This window comes from Rhodococcus sp. BE178 (assembly GCF_050433545.1).
In the GTDB taxonomy this organism is placed as follows: Bacteria; Actinomycetota; Actinomycetes; order Mycobacteriales; family Mycobacteriaceae; genus Prescottella.
On the sequence record NZ_JBNPXA010000004.1, the window covers coordinates 271951 to 292134 of the forward strand.

17 protein-coding genes and 1 pseudogene are annotated in these 20184 nt (G+C 66.4%); 5 read left to right on the forward strand and 13 right to left on the reverse strand.

Going from position 1 to position 20184, the window contains the following annotated elements; genetic code table 11:
- Window positions 1-492: 492 nt before the first annotated feature.
- The 9 genes from J2X34_RS10545 to J2X34_RS10585 form a co-directional block, all read right to left on the reverse strand.
- Window positions 493-2079, reverse strand: coding sequence for an AMP-binding protein (locus tag J2X34_RS10545; protein WP_429517044.1), 1587 nt, complete (start codon window positions 2077-2079; stop codon window positions 493-495).
- A gap of 341 nt (window positions 2080-2420) precedes the next feature.
- Window positions 2421-3020, reverse strand: coding sequence for a TetR/AcrR family transcriptional regulator (locus J2X34_RS10550; protein ID WP_429517045.1), 600 nt, complete (start codon window positions 3018-3020; stop codon window positions 2421-2423).
- Window positions 3021-3168: 148 nt separating this feature from the next.
- Window positions 3169-3516, reverse strand: coding sequence for an AMP-binding protein (locus J2X34_RS10555; protein WP_429517047.1), 348 nt, complete (start codon window positions 3514-3516; stop codon window positions 3169-3171).
- Window positions 3517-3537: 21 nt separating this feature from the next.
- Complete coding sequence (locus J2X34_RS10560) at window positions 3538-4692, reverse strand: acyl-CoA dehydrogenase family protein (protein WP_429517049.1); 1155 nt, start codon at window positions 4690-4692, stop codon at window positions 3538-3540.
- Between the two features lie 70 nt (window positions 4693-4762).
- Entirely contained in the window at window positions 4763-6559 is a 1797-nt protein-coding gene (locus J2X34_RS10565; RefSeq protein WP_429517051.1) for an acyclic terpene utilization AtuA family protein, read from the reverse strand.
- Window positions 6556-7371 carry a TIGR03084 family metal-binding protein gene (locus tag J2X34_RS10570; RefSeq protein WP_429517189.1) on the reverse strand — a complete coding sequence of 272 codons (816 nt, stop codon included), beginning with the start codon at window positions 7369-7371 and terminating at the stop codon, window positions 6556-6558. The genes J2X34_RS10565 and J2X34_RS10570 overlap by 4 nt, the downstream gene beginning before the upstream one ends.
- Window positions 7371-8135, reverse strand: coding sequence for an enoyl-CoA hydratase/isomerase family protein (locus tag J2X34_RS10575; protein ID WP_429517053.1), 765 nt, complete (start codon window positions 8133-8135; stop codon window positions 7371-7373). The genes J2X34_RS10570 and J2X34_RS10575 overlap by 1 nt, the downstream gene beginning before the upstream one ends.
- Window positions 8132-10135, reverse strand: a complete 2004-nt coding sequence (locus tag J2X34_RS10580; RefSeq protein ID WP_429517055.1) for an acetyl/propionyl/methylcrotonyl-CoA carboxylase subunit alpha — start codon at window positions 10133-10135, stop codon at window positions 8132-8134. The genes J2X34_RS10575 and J2X34_RS10580 overlap by 4 nt, the downstream gene beginning before the upstream one ends.
- A gap of 8 nt (window positions 10136-10143) precedes the next feature.
- Window positions 10144-11742 carry an acyl-CoA carboxylase subunit beta gene (locus J2X34_RS10585; protein WP_429517191.1) on the reverse strand — a complete coding sequence of 533 codons (1599 nt, stop codon included), beginning with the start codon at window positions 11740-11742 and terminating at the stop codon, window positions 10144-10146.
- Between the two features lie 662 nt (window positions 11743-12404).
- On the opposite strand from J2X34_RS10585, the pseudogene J2X34_RS10590 reads away from it, so the two are divergent.
- Window positions 12405-12965 (forward strand): annotated as a pseudogene (locus J2X34_RS10590) (alcohol dehydrogenase); the annotation flags it as partial.
- A gap of 374 nt (window positions 12966-13339) precedes the next feature.
- Complete coding sequence (locus J2X34_RS10595) at window positions 13340-13546, forward strand: hypothetical protein (protein WP_147283552.1); 207 nt, start codon at window positions 13340-13342, stop codon at window positions 13544-13546.
- A 12-nt stretch (window positions 13547-13558) separates the two neighbouring features.
- On the opposite strand, the gene J2X34_RS10600 is transcribed toward J2X34_RS10595, so the two are convergent.
- Both J2X34_RS10600 and J2X34_RS10605 read right to left on the reverse strand, forming a co-directional pair.
- Window positions 13559-14302, reverse strand: coding sequence for a GAF and ANTAR domain-containing protein (locus tag J2X34_RS10600; RefSeq protein WP_114723240.1), 744 nt, complete (start codon window positions 14300-14302; stop codon window positions 13559-13561).
- Window positions 14303-14350: 48 nt separating this feature from the next.
- Window positions 14351-14821 carry an urease accessory protein UreD gene (locus tag J2X34_RS10605; protein ID WP_114723241.1) on the reverse strand — a complete coding sequence of 157 codons (471 nt, stop codon included), beginning with the start codon at window positions 14819-14821 and terminating at the stop codon, window positions 14351-14353.
- 6 nt (window positions 14822-14827) lie between these two features.
- On the opposite strand from J2X34_RS10605, the gene J2X34_RS10610 reads away from it, so the two are divergent.
- Together J2X34_RS10610 and J2X34_RS10615 are read left to right on the forward strand one after the other, a co-directional pair.
- Window positions 14828-15343, forward strand: coding sequence for a hypothetical protein (locus J2X34_RS10610; RefSeq protein ID WP_429517058.1), 516 nt, complete (start codon window positions 14828-14830; stop codon window positions 15341-15343).
- Between the two features lie 97 nt (window positions 15344-15440).
- A complete protein-coding gene (locus J2X34_RS10615) occupies window positions 15441-17669 on the forward strand; it encodes an MMPL family transporter (protein WP_429517060.1) in 2229 nt (742 codons plus the stop codon).
- A gap of 21 nt (window positions 17670-17690) precedes the next feature.
- Here the strand turns inward: J2X34_RS10615 and J2X34_RS10620 are convergent, their stop codons facing one another.
- Both J2X34_RS10620 and J2X34_RS10625 read right to left on the reverse strand, forming a co-directional pair.
- Window positions 17691-17996 (reverse strand): helix-turn-helix domain-containing protein, encoded by a 306-nt coding sequence (locus J2X34_RS10620; RefSeq protein ID WP_114723262.1) that lies wholly within the window; start codon window positions 17994-17996, stop codon window positions 17691-17693.
- A 5-nt stretch (window positions 17997-18001) separates the two neighbouring features.
- Complete coding sequence (locus J2X34_RS10625) at window positions 18002-18352, reverse strand: type II toxin-antitoxin system RelE/ParE family toxin (RefSeq protein ID WP_181818872.1); 351 nt, start codon at window positions 18350-18352, stop codon at window positions 18002-18004.
- Window positions 18353-18722: 370 nt separating this feature from the next.
- Here J2X34_RS10625 and J2X34_RS10630 point away from each other — a divergent pair, with 370 nt between their 5' ends.
- On the forward strand, window positions 18723-20180 hold the full coding sequence (locus tag J2X34_RS10630) for a catalase (protein WP_429517062.1): 1458 nt from the start codon (window positions 18723-18725) through the stop codon (window positions 20178-20180).
- The last annotated feature ends 4 nt before the right edge of the window (window positions 20181-20184 follow it).

The window sequence follows — 20184 nt, forward strand, 5'->3', positions numbered from 1 at the left end:
GCCGAGTGCTACAGCCTCCAGCCTGTCCGGATCGGCCCAGCACTGCTCGATCTCTGTCCGCTCGGCCTCCGGCATCGGCTGAACTATCGCCAACTACATTGACCATCAGGTCGCAGATCATCGGCAGCAAGGGTGGGACATCTCCCGCCCGCAGGGATGCGTTCCCTCGCAAAGAAGGTCAAAGCGCTTTGAGGATCTCGTTGGCTTCCTAGAGATCTCGGCTCCCGCGCTCGAGTTCCTTGCTCCGCTGCTGCTCCGTCGCGGTCGCTCCTGGTGCACGGGCGGAGTCGACCTGGCCCTGTTTGCACCAGTTCCGCAGAGGCTCGTGTCGATGCCGAACTTCAGACTGATGACCGGGCAGGCGGCATGCAATGAGTGATACTCGCCAAGGCGATCGCGGACCGTCTTCACCGCTCGTCCACGCTGGTCGGGTGGGTAACGCTTGGGTATGCCCTCAATCCTTCAAGCGGCATCAAAACGGTACGGGTTCAGTTAGATCCCTTGATAGAGGCCTACATTCGCGTCACGAACGCGGTTCTTCTGAACCTTTCCCGTCGAGGTCTTGGGTAGTTCGTCGACGACCACAATGGCCTTCGGGATTTTGTAGGCGTCCAGATGATTGCGCATATTCTTCTGGATGACCGCCGGGTCCAAGTGTGCGTGGGGGCGCGGCACAACGAAGGCTGTGATCGCCTCTGACCAGTGCGCGTGGGGCAGGCCAACGACGACGACTTCGGCGGCTCCTGGCTCCGCAGCGTAGATCGCCTTCTCGACCTCGAGTGATGCGACATTCTCACCGCCGGACTTGATGACATCCTTACTGCGATCGGTGAACCACAGAATTCCGTCCTCGTCGAAGTGCCCGAGGTCGCCGGAGTGGAACCACCCATAGCGGAACGCCTCCTCGGTAGCTTGGGTGTTGTGCAAGTACCCCGTCATCACATGAGGACCTCGATAGACGATCTCGCCGGATTCCCCTCGTTCCAACAGCGCCCCGTCGTCACCCATGATGGCGACCTGAACATTCACGACCGGAGTGCCGACGGCGCCGGGGTGTGTGAGTTGGTTCTCGGTCCGGAAAATTGTTGCAGTAGGGCTCATCTCGGTTTGCCCGAACAGCAGATAGAAGTCGCAGTCGAACACCTCGATGCAGCGCTCCAGTACCTCCTGCGGCATCGGCGCCATGGCATACAGGGCGCGCCGCAGGCTCGACAAGTCTCGCCGCGAGATCGAATCTCGGTCCAGCATTGTCCGATACATCATAGGAAGGGCAAAGATCTGGGTTATTCTCTCGGTTTCAATCAAGGCAAGCAGGGCATCAGCATCAAAGCCGGGCTGGATGAAGATCGCCGCACCCACCATGACGGCCGTCGTGCAGTGACAGTTCAGTTGTGCGGTGTGGAACATCGGGAGCAGGGCTGCGAATCGATCGTCCGCGCGGAACTGTCCCTCGATCACCATCGTCATCGATTCGAGGTAGACGGCTGTATGGTTGCCCACAACCCCCTTCGGCGCGGACGTGGTTCCACTTGTGTAGAGATACGTCAACGGGGCCCGATCATCAACGAGGCGGCGGGGTTCCGCGATATCAGGGTAGGAGGCCAGCTCCGCGAAGGACATTGTGGAGAGGTCCCCTAGGGTCGCCGGGGATGAGCCGACCACGACCACGAGCTCGAGTGCTTCTGCAGCGGCGGCCGGCGCCGCCATGGCGGGAACCAGCCCTGCCTGAACCACCAGGATTCGGGCCCCTGAGTCTCTCAGCACATGACTCACCTCGTCGGAGCGCCACCCGAGGTTGACAGGCACACATACAGCCCCGATCTTGGCGCAGGCATAGTAGGTAGCGAGGAATTCGATGCTGTTCTCCGATGCCAGCGCAATCGCATCACCCACCTCCACCCCCTGATCGATGAGGCCGTGCGATACACGATTGACGTGCTCGTTGAACTCCGTGTAGCTGAGTTGGCGGTCCCCCTCCACGAGGGCGAGAGCCTGCGGATTCCGAACGGCGCTGCGGGTCAGACTGTCCCCGACGTTCACCCGCTGGATAAGGTTCAGGGCCAAAGCGTTGGACTCCACGCGGATCTCCTTAGTGAATGGTGAACAACTAATCTGCCTGATGCAGTAAATCTCATTGTGATCTAGATTGCAATGGGTCCGGCGTGGCTTGATGAATGCATGAAGCAACGCTTCCGAGATGTTGGGCGCGAAACAGAAGCGCCGAACTAGTCAATAGGAAATCACTAAAGAGTGGCCGGGGGCATGAGGGCGCCCGGTCCCCGCCCACACCACGTCCATAGCGGTCGTGCCGCAATGGGGTGCCTGCTGATCATGGCTTTACCAACGACGTCATCATCGACGTCGCCGGCACTGAATACGTAGCGCAGAGATGGCAGCGCGCAGGCGCGCACTGTAGTCGTCTACCAGTTTGTGGCGAGGCAACTCTCGGCCACAGCCGTCAGATAAAGCACTCGCTCGTCGCGCGATTGGCCACCCTCATAAGTCACTATCGACTGGATCGCTCCGATTGCCGCGTGCACCAAGGACCGCGCTGAGGCGTCATCGAGCTCCGGTCGCACCTCGAGCAGAGTGGTGGTCCACTCCTCGTTGTAGCGCCGCTGCATCCTGCGAAGCCGACGGCTGTCCTCTGGCTGCAGAGCATGCATCTCACGGCGATACAACTGCACGTGCACGCGATTATCGAGGCAGAAGTCAATCTGTGTCTGGATCAGCCCGCGCATCGTAGTGGCGGGGTCCGCGTGTTCTGCGACAATCGTGTCAGCACTGGCAAGCAGACGAGACATAACATCATCGAGCAACGCGACCAGCACCGCGTACTTGCTCTCGAAATGCCGATAGATTCCTGACCCCACGATTCCCGCGGCTTGCCCAATCTCAGCCATCGCCACGGAGTGGAAACCCCGGGCGGCGAACAGCTCGGCGGCGGCATTGAGAATCTTCGCGCCGCGCTCTGGGTCACGCACGCGCACGCCTTGGACCACTGCGTCTTCGCTCACCATCACTCCATCGCCGGCTTGGTCTCGGTACTGAACGCCGCGAATTCTAAGCGTGCCACATCAGTCTTCAGGGCCGATGACTGGTAAGTGGCCTCCAGGTTCAGGCAATCAAGGAGCCTCCCCCCTGTGGTGGCGTTGATCAGCCTCTTCGTCATCGCGACAACCCCGCGGACGCCATGCGGGCGAAGGTCACGGCCTCATCAAGGACGAGCCCGACGCTCACCTCGCCTCGATGGCCTCGCGGTAGCGCCGCATAACACTCGGCATACTCTGGCCGGGGTTGCGATAGCACCGCCACCCGGCTCCCCCTGCCCGACGACGTTTCCTGCAGCCCGACCGCGAGACGACGAGAGCGATCCCCTACTTCGGCATAGGTCAAGGAACTGTCGTCGCTGGCCACCGCCACCCGGTCCGCAAACCGGACGAACGACTGCTCGAATAGTGCCGCCAAGGTGTAACCATGCGCGGCCGTGACAGCGTCGGTGTTGCGTCCAATCATCGTGTGCCCCTCGCCAGCAGACTAGTAGGATCTGGGCAGCCGAAGACTGTGCTGCGCAACGAAGTTGAGGATCATCTCGCGGCTGACCGGGGCGACCCGGAGCAGGCGGGCGATGCCCCACTGCGGGATCAGCCCGAATTCCACGCTGAAGCCGTTACCGCCGTGGGTCTGAATCGCGGTGTCGACCGCGGCGACCGCCGCCTCGGCCGCCGCGTACTTGGCGATGTTCGAAGCCTCCCCGGCCGGCTGCCCCGTCTCGTACAGCCAGGCCGCGCGGGCCGTGGCCATCGCGGCGAGGTCCACTTCGATCTTGGCCTTGGCCAGGGGATGCGAGATCCCCTGGTGCGAGCCGATGGGTGGGCCCCAGACCGAGCGCTTGCGCGCGTAATCCGCGCCGCGTTCGACGGCGAAGCGGCCGATCCCGACACATAGCGCGGCGCCTGTGATGCGCTCGGGGTTCAGGCCGTCGAACACCTGCCGGAAGCCCTCATCCTCCTCGCCGATCAAGTTGGCGGCCGGGATGCGGACGTTGTCGAAGTGGAGGGTGAACTGCTTCTCCGGCACGCTGACCGCAACCGGTAGCGGCTGCTTGTCCAGCCCCGCCGCGTCCGTGGGGACGAGGAACAGCGACAGCTTGGCCTTGCCGGTCTGCTCGTCGCGGCCGGTGCGGGTGACCACGACGATTGCCTCGGCCTCGTCGACGCCGGAGATGTAATACTTCGCGCCGTTCAGGATGTAGTCGTCACCGTCCCGCACCGCCGTGGTGGAGATGGTCTGCGTGTTGGAGCCGGCGTCGGGCTCTGTGATGGCGAAGACCACCTTGGTCTCTCCGGACGCCATCCTCGGCAGCCAGCTCCGGCGCTGCTCCTCGGTGCCGTATTTCGTGATCAGCTCGCCGGAAATGGCGCTCGAGACCAGCAGCAGCAGCAGCGGGCAGCCGTGCGCGGCGGTCTCCTCGCAGACCAGGGCCAACTCGGTCATCCCAGCGCCGCCGCCGCCGTACTCCTCCGGCAGGTTGATCCCGATGAAGCCGTTGTCGGCCAGGGCCTGCCACAGTTCGGAGGTCGGTTGCCGCGCCGCGCCCCGCTCCGCGAAATACGACGGGCCGAATTTGTCGGTGATGGCCCCGACGGCCTCGCGGATCGCCTTGTGCTCTGCGTTCTCGGTGAAATACACATCTGCTCCTTGCTCGGGTTGACGGCGTCTGCGAAGTCGCCGCGACGGCCTCGGTGTTGGCTCGGGTTGATCAGCTGGGTAGGAGATCGTTCGGGATCGGGGTGAACCGGGCGCGGAGATACTCGCCAAGCCCCTTGGCCTGCGCGTCCGGCCGGGTGGACGAGGCGACGCCGTCGCCGAGGAATCCGACGATCACGAAATTCAGCGCCTTGAGGTTCGCCAGCTCATGGCGCTCGATCTCGAGGCCTGCGGCTTCGGGCACGAGTTCGACGAACCGCCGCACGGTCAGGTGCGAGCGGAGCCAGTCCCAGCGGTCGGGGGTGTCGGTCCACACGCCGACGTTGGCCTTGCCGCCCTTGTCTCCGGACCTCGCTGCGACGATCTCGCCGATCGGGCGGCGGGTGGTGGGCGCGGCCCCCGGCGCTGCGTCGGCCGCCGGAGCGTGTTCGACTCGCGGCGCGGCCACGCCCGGGGTCGGGGCGATCACCGTGCGGGACCCGTCGTGGTGCACCACGGTGTGCTCCACCTCGACCGCGTCGATCAGAGCCGGCCAATACACGCCGAACTCCGTGGCCGACGAGGGCGGAGTGGTGGTGTGGGCCCCCGCATAGCCGGCGAGCAACAGCTCCATCACGGCATTGGAGAACGCTCGGTCAACTGTGGCCCGGTCGCGGTCCTTCACGGTGATCCGCAGATGCGCGCAGGCCTGGGCCGCGGTCTCCGGATCCGGGCTGTCGTAGCGCAGCAGTTGGATGTCTGTGGCGTCGAAGGCCTCGCGTCCGCCGAGGATCTCGAACAGCTCGTCCGTCGCCCAGGCGGCCTTCTCCTCGATGTCGAGTCCGGTCAGGACCATTGTCATCGTGTTGCGGTAGCCGCCGACGTAGTTCATCGCGACCTTCAGAGTCGTGGGCGGCGGGGAGCCCTTGACGCCCGAGACCCGCACCCTCGACTCCGACTCCTGGACGATCTCGGCGGTGTCGAAATGCGCCACGACGTCGGGGTTCAGGTATTGAGGGTTGTCGATCTCGTAGAGGATTTGAGCGGTCACGGTGCCCACGGACACTAGTCCCCCTGTGCCCGGATGCTTGGTGATAGCGAAGCTGCCGTCGCGCGCCACCTCGGCGATCGGGTAGCCCGGATAACGGCGGTCGGTGACCTCGTGGATCTGCGAGTAGTTCCCGCCTGTGGCCTGGGGGCCGCACTCGATGATGTGGCCCGCGAGGACCGCACCGGCAAGCGCGTCGAACTCGTCCCGCTGCCACCCGTGCCACCATGCGGCCGTGCCTACGACCAGCGATGCGTCGGTCACGCGCGGGCAGATGACGATGTCGGCCCCCTTCTCGAGGGCCGCGGCGATCCCCCACCCGCCGAGATAGGCGTTGGCCGAGACAGGGTCTGCGTCGGACTCCGCGAGGCTCTGCCCCTGATCGAGGTGGCGGAACTCGTGTCCCCGGCCCTGGAGCTCGGCCAAGCGGGGCAGGATGTCGTCGCCCTCGACGTGCGCGACACGGACGTCCACCCCGAGGTCCGCGGCAACCTTCCGGACCTCGTCGGCCAGCCCGGCCGGGTTCAGGCCCCCCGCGTTGACGACGATCTTGATGCCCCTGTCGACACAATCCACCAGGACCTGCTGGGCCTGTGTCAGAAAAGTGCGGGCATAGCCGGCGGAGGGGTCTTTTTTCTTCGCCTTCCACAGGATGAGCATGGTGAGCTCGGCCAAGTAGTCGCCGGTGACCACGTCGAGGGGACCGCCGTCGATCATGTCGCGGAAGGCCGCGATGCGGTCGCCGTAGAACCCTGACGCGTTGCCGATGCGGAGGGGGCGGCGGCCTTGTGCTGGCTGGGAGGCGTGCGCGGGCTGGTTCATGTGGGGTCTCCAGTGGGTGTAGCGGTCGTGGCTGCCCGGTCCCGCCCGGCCCCGGGCGCCCCGGCGTAGGCCTGTGCGATGCGCATCCAGGCCGTCGCTACCGCGCCGGTGACGGTCAAGGCGGTGTCGGCCACGTTGCGGCGCTGGGTGACCGCGAGAACGAAATCCTCGGCCGGGCCGGCGACCGTGTTCGTCGCCGATTCCGGCCCCCACACCCATCGAACCTGGGTGATCGGGTCGATCAGCTCGACGCGGACCGGGTCGGCCGGGACCTCGAGGCCGTTGAGGGTGTGCACGAACGGGAGGGCGCCCACACCCAGATGCGCGATGCTCCTCAGGCCGGGGTTGGCGGGGTGCGGCAGCCGCACCGCGTCGTACACGTCTTGGCCGTGGGCCCAGGTCTCCATTAGCCGAGCCGTCGCCATGGACGCGATGCTCATCTCCGGCCCGTACCACGGAATCCGTGCCCTCGGCTCGGCCTCGCCCAGCGTGGCCAGCAGATTCTGCCGGGCCTGGACGAACCAGTCCAGCAGCCCGGCCGCGGGAATCTCCCGGTATGTCACGGCAATTCGGTCGGGAAAGTCCATCCCGTCGGCGATCAGCTCGGCCGCGTCGACGCGGAAGCGATCGGGCGTGCGGATGGCGCTGACCGCGGCGTCGTCGAAGTAGGCCAGATGGGATATCTGATCGCGAATCGCCCAGCCGGCGGCCGGGGTGGCGAGGTCGAAGTCCTCGGCGCCGTGTAACAGCTCCACGAGGCCGTCGGACTCCTGCCGGAGCTCGTCCAGCAGGGCTGGATAGTCGAGGGCCATCAGCGTCCACTCCACTCTGGTCGGCGCTTTTCCTTGAACGCACGCATGCCTTCTTGCGCGTCTTCGCTGTGATAGACCGGCGTCCAGATCTCCTCGGCCCGATCGAACGCCGCCGCCAGCGGGAGCTCCGCCGAGAGCCGGACCGTCTGTTTCCCGGCCGCGACCGAGAGTGGGGCGTTGGCGGCGATCGTCTCGGCGAGATCCTGTGCCGCCGAACGTAATTGATCCGGGGTGACGACCCTGTTGACGAAACCGATCTCGTAGGCCCGCCGCGCGGTCAGCGGGGCGCCGGTCAACGACATCTCCATGGCCACTCTCGCGGGGATCATCCAGGACAGCGGCGCGGACCACGGCGACCCGCGGCCGATCTTGACTTCGGAGATCGCGAAGGTCGCGGTCTCCGAGGCGACGCACAGATCGCAGGTCTGGGCGAGCAGGAAGCCGCCGGCGAGCGCGGCCCCGTTCACCGCCGCAATGGTGGGCTTGTCGACCTCGATGTTGCGTCCGAGCTGCGGGACGAAGTCCACCGGCGGCACGGTGAGCTGGTTGTCGGCCATCTCCTTGAGGTCTCCGCCGGCGCAGAACGCCTTCTCACCCGTGCCTGTGAGGACCAAGACCTTGGCCGCCGCGTCGGCGTTGAAGCGACGGATGCCCTCGAACAACCCGTCGCGGACGGCCTTGCTCAGGCTGTTGCGGGCCTGCGGCCGGTTGATCGTCAGCCAGGCCACCCCGTTGTCGAGCTCGTAGAGCACCTCTTCGGTCATGCCTGCGCCTCCTCGTCCTGGATGACGGCGAGGACCGTGCCTGATTCGACCTGCTGGCCGGTTGCGACGGGCAGCTTGGAGACGAAGCCCTCCGCCGTCGCCTTGATGGAGTGCTCCATCTTCATGGCCTCGAGCACCACGACCACGTCGCCGACGCGCACACGGTCGCCCTCCCCCACCTCAACGCGGACCACCGCGCCCGGCATTGGGGCGAGGAGGGAGCCGGCCTCCTGGAAGTCGCTGGGGTCCGGGAACCGCTCGACCTCGTGGAGTTCGCTGACGCCGAGGCCGCTGTTCACAAAGTGGGTCGCCCCCACCCGTGCGATGCGATAGCGCCGGCGCACCCCATCGATCACGGCTTCGACCAGATCGGCTGCGCCGGAGATCATCTCGATCCCTTCAAACGCGCGCTCGTCGGCCCAGCCGCGGAGCTCGCCACGGATCAACTCGTAGCGGACCTCGATCTCCTCCGCCCCGTGTAGGTAGCGGACGGACTGCGGGGCGCTGCGAACCGTGCGGAATCCGGCCGGGAGGCCGGACAACAGCGACGTCCGCTCCGCACCACGCGCAGCCATCGCCGCGAGCGCGGCGACCAGGGCATGTGTTTGGTGCACGCCGGCGCCAGCCGGTTCCGGGCACAGCTCCCGCACCGGATGCCGGTCGAGGTAGGCGGTGTCGGTGGAGCCGGCGCGGAACTCCGGCTCCCGCAGGACAGCGATGAGCAGGTCCCGGTTGGTCGTCACCCCGTGAATGCGGGACTCCTCGAGTACTCGCGCGACGCGGGCGCACGCGTCGTCTCGATCGCGGCCGTATCCGATGACCTTGGCGAGCATCGGGTCGTAATAGGTGCTGACCTCGGATCCGGACTCGAAGCCCGCGTCGACGCGGACCCCGGGGAGGTCGGGGATCTCGAAGGTGCTCAGCACGCCGGAGACCGGGATGAAGCCGGCGGCGGCGTCCTCGGCGTACAGGCGCACCTCGACGGCGTGGCCGGTGAACACCGGGTTGAGGATCTCCTCAGGCAGCCGCTCGCCCGCCGCGACGACGAACTGGCCACGCACCAAGTCCGTACCGGTGACCAGCTCCGTGACCGGGTGTTCCACCTGCAGCCGCGTGTTGACCTCCAGGAAGTAGAACGAGCCGTTCGGCGCCATGACGAACTCGACGGTGCCGGCGCCCTCGTAGTCCAGGGCCTTGCCGGCGGCCACTGCGGCGCTGCCGAGCTCGGCCCGCAGGTCGGCGTCGACGCCTGTGGACGGAGACTCCTCGATGATCTTCTGGTACCGGCGCTGGATGGAGCACTCACGCTCTCCGAGATGCACGACGTTGCCGTGCCGGTCGCCGAAGATCTGGACCTCGATATGTCTGGGCGACTCGACGAACTTCTCCAGGAACACCGTCCCGTTGCCGAACGCCGAGGCCGCCTCGCGGCGGGCGCTGCACACCGCCTCCACCAGCTCGTCGATCGTGTTGACGATGCGCATGCCGCGGCCGCCGCCGCCGAACGCCGCCTTGACCAGCACCGGCAGGCCGATCTCCGCGGCGGCCGCGCGCAGGCGGGCCGGATCCTCGTCGGCCTCGCTCTCCACGACCATGCCGGGCAGCACCGGGACGCCGGCGTCAGCCATGATCCGCTTAGCCTCGATCTTGGAGCCCATGGCGGCGATCGCCCGCGGGGACGGGCCGACGAACACTACGCCGGCCTCCGCGCACGCCCGAGCGAACTCCTCGTTCTCCGACAGGAATCCGTAGCCGGGGTGGATTGCGTCGGCGCCCGTCGCCCGGGCTGCGGCCAGGACGAGGTCCGCCCGCAGGTAGGTGTCTGCGGGGGCGGTTCCGGGCAGGTGGACCGCCTCGTCCGCCTGCGAGACATACGGCGCGTGCCGGTCGGCGTCCGAGTAGAGCGCGACGGTGGCGATGTCCATCTCGCGGGCCGTACGGATGACGCGCGAGGCGATCTCGCCCCGGTTGGCAATGAGCACTTTTCGAATCTTCGACATAGCGGTTCTCACATTCGGAATACGCCGTAGCCGCGCTGGCCGGCAACGTTGTTGGAATGGGTGGCAGACAACGCGATTCCGAGCACGGAGCGGGTGTCGCGGGGGTCGATGACGCCATCGTCGTAGATGCGGCCGGAAATGAAGAAAGAGTGCGACTCCGCCTCGATCTGCCGCTCGATCTCCGCGGTGCGCTTGGCATCCGCCTCAAGATCGAACGCGCGCCCGGAGCTCTCGGCCGCGGCCTTGCCGACGATCGACATCACGCCGGCGAGCTGCGCGGCGCCCATGACGGCGAGCTTCGCGTTGACCCAAGTAAACATGAAACGCGGGTCATAGGCCCGGCCTGACATGCCGTAGTTGCCGGCGCCGAAGGAGCCGCCCATGTTGACGGTGATGTGGGGGACCTTGCTGTTGGTGACCGCGTTGATCATCTTGGCGCCGTCCTTGATGATGCCGCCCTGCTCGTACTCGGTGCCGACCATGTATCCCGTGGTGTTCTGCAGGAAGATCAATGGCGTGTCGGTCTGGTTGGCCAGCATGATGAACTCGCTCGCCTTCTTCGCCTCTTCGCTGAACAGCACGCCCCGCGCGTTGGCGAGGATGCCGACCGGGAAGCCGTGGATCGACGCCCACCCGGTGACCAGGCTCGTGCCATAGCGCGATTTGTACTCGGAGAACCGCGAGCCGTCGACGACCCGGGCGATCACCTCTCGGGGATCGAAGGGCACCCGCTGATCGCCGGACGCGATGCCGAGCAGGTCCTCGGTGTCGTAGAGGGGGGCGTCCGCGGGCTTACTCGGTCCCGGTCCGAGCTTGCGCCAGTTCAGGTTCGCCACGATGTCTCTGCCGATGCGGATGCAGTCAACCTCATCGATGGCGAAGTAGTCGCCCACGCCCGAGACCCGGGTGTGCATGTCCGCGCCGCCGAGCTCCTCGTCGTTGGCGTCCTCCCCCGTGGCCATCTTGACCAGCGGCGGTCCGCCAAGGAAGACCTTGGCCCCCTGGTCTACCAGCACCGCGTAATCGCACATGCCGGGTACGTAGGCGCCGCCGGCGGTGGCGTTTCCGAATACCAGGGCGACAGAGGGCACGCCCATCGAGGACAGCTCGGTGAGGTCGTGGAAGATTCGGCCGGCGTCGACGAACAACTCCGACTGTGTCGGCAGGTCCGCGCCGCCGCTCTCCACCAGGTACATCACGGGAAGGCGATTGGTCCGCGCGATCTCCAAGGCGCGCAGGTTCTTTCGCAGTGTATAGGGATTCATCGTGCCACCGCGGACTGTCGGGTCATGCGCGATGATCACGCACTCCACTCCGGAGATGACGCCCACTCCCGTGACAATCGCGGCGCCGACGGTGAAGTCGGTACCCCAGGCCGCCAGGGGTGAGAACTCCAGGAATGCCGCATCCCGGTCCACCAGCAGCTCGATGCGCTCGCGCACGAGCAGGCGTCCGCGGTCGTGGTGCCGCTGGGTGTAGCGCGGTCCCCCGCCCGCAACAACCTTGGCAAGTTCATCGTCAAGCGCGGATACGCCCTTCAACTGGACACCGCGGTTGCCGAGGTACTCGGTCGATGTCGAGTCGACCACGGATTTTAGTACGGGCATTTTTCCCGCCTCTCGAATCGATGTGGCGTGCCACTCCACCGGTAGGGCACTCTGTAGCGCCACGCCATTTAGTGAATGGCTAGACACTAACAGCGAATGGCCAGACATTAACTTCAGTACATGCGGCTGTCAACGCCAAACATCGGAAGATTCTCAAGGAGTTGGGCCACATAGTGAATGCCGGGTCTCTTTTGCGCTAGTTCCCAAGACGTTGGCCCCGAGGGGGAATCGATTCGAACCACCGCCATCCAGCCGCTGCGAGCGTCGTCGCGGCACGCCGGAAAGAGTCAGCGATACACACGGGGAGCGGCAACGGCCGTCCCTTCACCGCCCGTTACCCGGGTGCCGAAGTCCAGCTGCAAGGACGTGGTGATCGCCGCCGGACCGGATGCGGCACAGGAAGTGTCGTGGCGGCGCGGCACCAAGACCACACCCAGCGATCCTCACGCCGTCATGCGCTCCCGGTTCATCGCCTTGCGGGCCCGACCCGCCGGCCACCGAGCGCCTCGGGCGACCGACGGATCGGTCGAGCAGATGTGGCCACTGAACGAATGTCCCATCGGTGCAACAGAACCCACTGACCATTGGCTCTCCGCCCTGCCCGCCGACACCCCGATCGACGAACTCGCCCGCCCGCGAAACTCCGCTGGCGCGGCGAACACGACCTCGGCATGGGGCTGCTCAGCGGTCAGGCCATCGCAGACGGCACCTACCGCATCCAGGCGCGTGGCGAGAGCTGTGGTGTCCCGACCGGATGGGGTTCGGCGACAAACATCGCGGAGGTCAAGCCCGGCGAGTCGGTCGCCATCATCGGTGTCGGCGGCGTCGGCATGAGCGCGCTGCAGGGTTCCGTCGCGTCGGGTGCACGCCACGTCTTCGCGATCGACCCGGTGCCGTTCAAGCGCGAGCAGGCCCTCACGCTCACCGCCAAGAACGGCCGCTGCGTCGTCACCGCGATGGGCCACATGGCCGACATGGACGTCAAGCTCAACGCGTTCCTCTTCGCGATGCTGCAGAAGGACCTGCGGGGAAACATCTACGGTGGCTGCAACGCCCGCGTGGACATCCCGAACCTGCTGAACCTGTACCGGGCCGGTCGACTCAATCTCGCGGACATGGTGACCAACACCTACTCGCTCGAGCAGGTCAACGACGGCTACCAGGACATGCTCGACAACAAGAACATCCGCGGCGTCGTCCGCTTCACCGAGGCGGACTGGTAGATCGCCGGACGCGCTTCTCGCGTCATCGGATCGGGCAATGGCCAGTGCGCGACGCCTCGGCCGCCGTCGTCTACGACGGTGGCCAGGGCATTGCTCATTGGACCGGAGAGGTGTCGGAGTTGGCACCGGGACCTTCGAACGTCGGATAACGATTCGGTGGCGGCCCATTGCCGGAGGTCACGTGTGGCCGTTATCGTTGAGCAGCAAGGTTGGGCAGACAGCCGGCGTCGGGGGTACATGTGCCGTCGTACTGGCTGCCAGCCGTATCCCCCTCCGTGTAGGTACACCGTGAGGGCACCCATGACTCATCGTTCTGTGATCGACGTGATCCCCCTGTCTCGTGAATGGCGCCGCCTCGCCCAGGAGGTCGACCGATGACGACACTTTCCGAACCTGACGTCCGCATGCCGGACGACCGCGAGACGGTCGCGCGCGAAGGGTGCTGCACGCTGCGGATCGCGGGCCTCTCGGCCACATCCGTCACTGCGGCAACACTGCTGTTCGGCGGCTCGCTCGTCCTCGCCGCGACCGCCGCTGCTCTGATCGTGCTCTGCGTCGTGGCCGCCGCCGTTCTCATCTGACCGGCCGGCGGGCTACGACCGATCGATCTTGGCGAGGAGCTGCTGTGCGACGTCACGCAGCTTGGTGTTGCTCTGCTGGGACGTCTTGACCATCAGGTCGAAGGCGGCCTCGGGATCGATGCCGTGCAGCGCCATCAGCACACCGATGGCGTGATCGATCGATGCGCGGGACTTCAGCGCCGCCTCCAATGCTCGGACGGACCGCCGGGCCCCGTCGTAGCGTTGCGTTTGGCGCAGGGCGACCATCGCCGCTGTCGTGAATGCCTCGAGCAGCGACTCGTCCAAGGTGCGGAAGCCGTCGTCGTCCGAGCTGTACAGGTTGAACGATCCGCTCACCCGATCGTCGAGAGTCAGGGGCGAGGCGATGAAACTGCCGACCCCGTTGCTCTCCGCGACGTCGGCAAGGCCCGGCCACCGCCGGCGTATCTCCTGCCGATCGACGTTCTGGGTGGCCTGCTCGCGCGCCGAGCGCAGGCACGGGCCGTCGTCGAGATCGTATTGCGTGCTGTCGATTTCGCGAACACGAAGATCCGTGGCCGCCGCTGTCTCCGCTTTGCCGTCACGCAGGATCGTGACACCACCCATGTCGGCGTCCGGCACGATGCGGACCGCGCTCTCGACGAGGCACTGCAGCACGTGCTCCAACTCGTCGACATCGTCGAGCATCCCCGACAGTTCCCTGAGGGAGGACGTGAGTTCGTCGACGCTTCCCTTCAGTTCCGACTGTTCGTCCGGAATCGTTTGCTCGTCACCCATCGGATCCCCCGGATCGGCCGTCTCGATGCCTCGACCACTGCGTCGATTCTATTCCGGTCGACGCGCCACGGGACGGCTTCGACCGGACTCCGCCGCCCCGCCGGCGATGGTGGCGTGCTGCACCGGCACGAACTGCTTCTTCGGGAGCAGGAACAGCCACATGGCGAACACGAAGGGCGCGGTGCCCACCGGCAGCGGGATCGTCATGCCCGGCATCAGTTCCAGGTAGGAATGCTCCGCCAGCGTCACCGTCTGCACCTGGGAGGCGAAGTTGGCGTCCATCTCGTGCACCTTCGTCGCCGACTGCGTCGTCACGTGCGCCATCGACCCGGGCCCCATCGCGATGTCGACGTAGAGGCGGTCGCCCTGCAGCACGCAGCCGGATGTGGAAATCATGTAGACGCACGGCATTCCGGGCAGACGCTCATGGTCGACGGCGGGAACATCGAACTGCGCTGACGGGCGGGACGTCACCGAGACCGTCGTCCGATTCGGTGCGTCGGTCCCCTGTGCGAACATGCGGTCATGTCTGCCATCACCGACTACTTCACGGCCCCCTCGGACGAGGTCGCCGCCACCGCTCTCGACGACCTGCTCGATCTCGACCCGGACGTCGTCGACGCCGCCCAGGCCCTGTACCGCACCGACCCGGACGAGGCCTCCCGCCCGCGCGTCCAGTCTGCGTCGAGCGGCACCCCGGTCCTGCAGGCCAAGCGAATCGAGCCGGGCATCGCCCTCAGCAGGCTCGAAGCGGCGCTCACCGGCCGCACCTACGAGCAGGTCACGGCGGGTCCACGGCGCGGATCCCTGGTCGCCGCCGGCGAGGACGGCGACGCCTTCGTTCTGACCGTCGCCGACGAACTGCGCGACGCGCTGGCCGGCCTGGACTCCGACGCCGTGACCGCGGCGGCCCGCGTCTGGATCTTCGACGAGGCGGCCGACCCCACCGAGGCGTCTGCCCCGTTCATCGCCGCGCTGGCCGAACTGGCCGCGGGGGCGGTCGCCCGCGGCGACAGCATCTACTGCCACATGGTCGTCTAGCGCCGGTCCGCCCGCCGGATCGTCTCCCCGGCCGCGCGGTCGCGTGCTGTACTGGTCTGCATTGGTATCCGGCCGCGACCGCGTACGAGGAGCACCAATGACCCGAGTGGAGTCCATGAGCGGACCGCCGGCGGGTGACGACACCCGGCCCAGGCGGGGGTGGCCGGTGTTCACCGTCGTCGCGATCGCGATCGTCGCGTTCTTCCTGGGCGGTCTGGGCGGTTCGTTCCAGGGCAAGCTGGCCGAGATCCAGAAGAACGACAACGCGTCCTATCTGCCCGCTTCGGCCGAGTCGACGGTGGTCGCGAACGAGACCGCGAAGTTCCTGAAGGTGGAGACAATTCCGGGTGCGGTGGTGTTCCACCGCGACGGCGGCCTGACCGACGCGGACAAGGCCGCGATCGACCGGGCGCGGGTGTCGATGGCGTCGGTCGAGGGCGTCGACGCGGACGGCGTGACGCCCACCCAGATCTCCACCGACGGCACCACCGCGTCGGTGTTCGTGCCGCTGATCGCCAAACAGGACGGGACCACCGTCCAGGGCACCGACCTCGCCGCCGCCGAACAGGACGTGCTCGCGGCCGCGCAGACGTCCGTGGCGTCGGATCTCGAGGTGCTGCCTGCCGGACCGGGTGGTCTGCTGGTCGCGTTCATCGACGCGTTCGAGGGGCTCGACAGCACGCTGCTCGGCGTCGCGCTGCTGGTGGTGATCCTGATCCTGCTGGTGGTGTACCGGTCGCCGATCCTGTGGTTCTTCCCGCTGTTCTCGGCGCTGCTCGCGCTGGGGCTGTCGTCGATGGTGATCTACGTTCTCGCCGACCACGGGATCCTCACGCTCACCGGCCAGAGCCAGGGCATCCTGTTCGTGCTGGTGATCGGCGCGGGCACCGATTATGCGCTGTTGTTGATCTCCCGGTACCGGGAGGAACTGCACTTTCACGACAACCGGTTCGACGCGATGATCAAGGCGTGGAAGGAGTCCGCGCCGGCCATCACCGCGTCCGCGATCACCGTGATCATCGGGCTGCTGTGCCTGGGCTTCTCGCAGTTGAACTCCAACAAGAGCCTGGGTCCGGTCGCGGCGATCGGCATCGCGTGCACGTACCTGGTGATGATGACGTTCCTGCCGGTCGCGCTGTCCGCGGTGGGGCGCTGGGTGTTCTGGCCGCGCAAGCCGAAGGTGGACGGCGCCACCGACCTTGCCACCCACGGGATGTGGGGCCGGATCGCGGAGTTCGTCGGTCGCCGCGACCGTCCGGCGTGGATCGGTGCGACCGTGCTGCTGGCGGTGCTGTTCGCGGTGGGCATCGGCAGCCTGCAGACCTCCGGCCTCACCGCGTCCGAGAACTTCACCAACGAACCCGACGCCGTGGATGGCCAGGCGCTGTACGACGCCAACTTCGATCAGGGCGCCGGGGCGCCCGCGGTGGTCGCGACTAGCGCGTCCGGCGTCGACGCGGTGATCGCGGCCGCGAGCGGGGTGGAGGGCGTACGCCAGGGGCCGGGATCGGTGTGCGTGCAGGTCGACATCGAGAAGGCGAAGGCGCTGTTGCAGAGCTTCGGCGGCAACGTCCCGCAGCAACTCCCGCCCGGGTGCGCGCCCACGACGCTGAACGTCGCGCCCATCGACGGGCGCACCGTGATCAATGTGGCCCTTGCCGATTCGTACGATTCGCCCGAGGCGCTGCAGACCGTCGAACGCCTCCGCGACACCCTGCACGCGGTGCCCGGCGCGGACGCCCTCGTCGGTGGCAGTTCCGCCGCGACGCTCGACGTGCAGACCGCGTCGGTGCACGACCGGAACCTGATCATCCCGATCGTGCTCGTGGTGATCTTCATCGTGCTGGCGATCCTGCTGCGGGCGCTGCTGACGCCGCTGATCCTCATCGCGACGGTGGTGCTCAGCTTCGCCGCGACGCTGGGTGTGTGCGGGTTCTTCTTCACGCACGTCTTCCACTTCGCGGGAGCAGACCAGTCGTTCCCGTTGTTCGCGTTCGTGTTCCTCGTCGCCCTCGGCATCGACTACAACATCTTCCTGATGACCCGGGTCCGGGAGGAGACGCAGGAGCACGGTACGCGGTCGGGCGTGCTGCGCGGCCTCGCGGTCACCGGCGGCGTCATCACGTCGGCGGGCGTCGTGCTGGCCGGCACGTTCGCGGTCCTCGGCGTGCTGCCGCTGGTGTTCCTCGCGGAGGTGGGCTTCGCGGTGGCGTTCGGCGTCCTGCTGGACACGATCGTGGTCCGCAGTGTGCTGGTCCCGGCGCTCTCCCACGACATCGGCAAGCCGATCTGGTGGCCGTCCGCGCTGGCGCGGGCCAAGGACTGAACGAGCCAGCGCCGGTGGAGGTCAGGCGATTTGGAAGCGGTCGTCGCCGAGTTCGACTTCGACTCTCAGAGAGCCACCGACGGCCTCGACGTACCTGCGCAAGGTTTCGATCTGGATACGCGCAAGGTCGCCGCGCTCGATGTTGGAAACGCGGTTCTGGCCGACACCGAGACGGTCCGCGACCTGGCTCTGCGTCATTGCCGCACTTTCGCGGAGCTCCTTTAGTCGGTAGGCCCGGACCTCCTCGATCATGCGGTTCTTGTGCGCGTCCACGGCGGCCCTGTTGACGGGCCGCTTGACGAGCATGTCGTCGAGACTCTTCGCCATCACAGTCACTTCCCTTCCAAACTCGCGAGATGGGTATCGAAACGGTCGTCGGCGATTGGGATGTTCGTCTTGTACCACTTCGTCCACTGACCTGATTTGTCCCCCGCGACGAGCAAGATCGCCTTCCTGTCGGGGTCGAAGGCGAACAGGACCCGCAGTTCCGAGCGCCCACTCGATCCCGGTCGTAGCTCCTTCATGTTCTTGTGGCGGGATGCTTTCACCGTGTCGACTAGTGGTCGCCCGAGCTGAGGTCCACGTTCTTGCAGCAGTTCAAGCGCCGCGACGACCTGCTCGTAGGATGACTGATCCAACTGCTCGAGCCATTCCCCGATGAACTCGACGTCCACGCTCCAGATCGACACAACCTCAGAATATCATGTATGAGTGATATCACCTATAGGTGCTATGCAACGCATCGCCGGGCGACGAAGTCCTCGAACTACAGACCGGCGATCTCGCGGTACCGATTCGCCGACACCTCACGGTAGGCGGGCAGTGGCTCGTCCACGGATCTCTCCCCTCACCGACAGTCGTACCGAACCAGCGTGGCACATCGGTTGACGGATCGGCCGGGAAGTGGTCGGGTGGTAATTGATGGATGGCGCGCCCGGTACGCGCCGCGTACCCGGTCGAGCTCTCCACCGACGATGCTCTGCAGCCCAAACACTTTCGCGAGCATCGCCTCTTCTACCCGCACGGTGACGTGACTCGTAGGGAAGGAATGAGATGTCAGATCCGAACTACACCACCGACGACTCCGGAATCCCGGTACCCAGCGACGAACATTCGCTCACCGTCGGACCCGACGGGCCGATCCTGCTCCAGGACTACTACCTGATCGAGAAGATGGCCCAGTTCAACCGCGAGCGGGTGCCCGAACGGCAGCCGCATGCCAAGGGCGGGGGTGCATTCGGCACCTTCGAGGTCACCAACGACGTGAGCGCCTACACCAAGGCCGACCTGTTCCAGCCCGGCAAGACGACGGAGATGCTGGCCCGCTTCTCCACGGTCGCCGGCGAGCGGGGCAGCCCGGACACGTGGCGCGATCCGCGCGGGTTCGCCCTGAAGTTCTACACCGAGCAGGGCAACTTCGACATGGTCGGCAACAACACCCCGGTGTTCTTCGTGCGCGATCCGATGAAGTTCCAGGACTTCATCCGCTCGCAGAAGCGGCGGGCCGACAACAACCTGCGTGACCACGACATGCAGTGGGACTTCTGGACGCTGTCCCCCGAGTCGGCGCACCAGGTGACGTGGCTGATGGGCGACCGCGGTATCCCCCGCACGTGGCGGCACATGAACGGGTATTCGAGCCACACCTACATGTGGGTCAACGCGAAGGGCGAACGGTTCTGGGTGAAGTACCACTTCAAGACCGATCAGGGCATCGAGTTCTTCACGCAGGAGGAGGGCGACCGGAAGGCCGCCACCGACACCGATTTCCACATGCGCGACCTGTGGCAGGCCATCGACCGCGGCGAGTACCCGACGTGGACGCTGAAGATGCAGATCATGCCGTACGAGGAGGCGAAGACGTACCGGTTCAATCCGTTCGACCTCACGAAGGTGTGGCCGCACGCCGACTACCCGCTGATCGACGTCGGCACCATGAAGCTGGACCGCAACCCGGCCGACTACCACTGCGAGATCGAGCAGGCCGCGTTCGAGCCGAGCAGTTCGGTGCCCGGCACCGGGCCGAGCCCCGACAAGATGCTGCTGGGCCGCTGGTTCTCGTACCCGGACGCGCACCGGTACCGCATCGGCTCCAATTACAAGGAGCTGCCGGTCAATTCGCCGCACGCGGCACCGCTGGGCTCGTACACCAAGGACGGGCAGCTGCGGCACCACAATCGGGGCGACCCGGTGTATGTGCCCAATTCGAAGGGCGGCCCGCACGCCGAGCTGGCGGTCTCCGGAGAGTCGCCGGGCTGGTTCACCGACGGCGAGATGGTGCACCAGGCGTACACGCTGCGCAAGGACGACGACGACTGGGGCCAGGCCGGCACGATGGTCCGCAAGGTCCTCGACGACGCCGGGCGAGACCGGTTGGTATCCAACATCGTCGGGCATCTACTCGACGGCGTCACCGAGCCCGTGCTGGTGCGGGCGTTCGAGTACTGGCGCAATGTCGACAAGGGTCTCGGCGACCGGATCGAGAAGGGGGTCCGCGCCGGTCAGGGGTGACGCG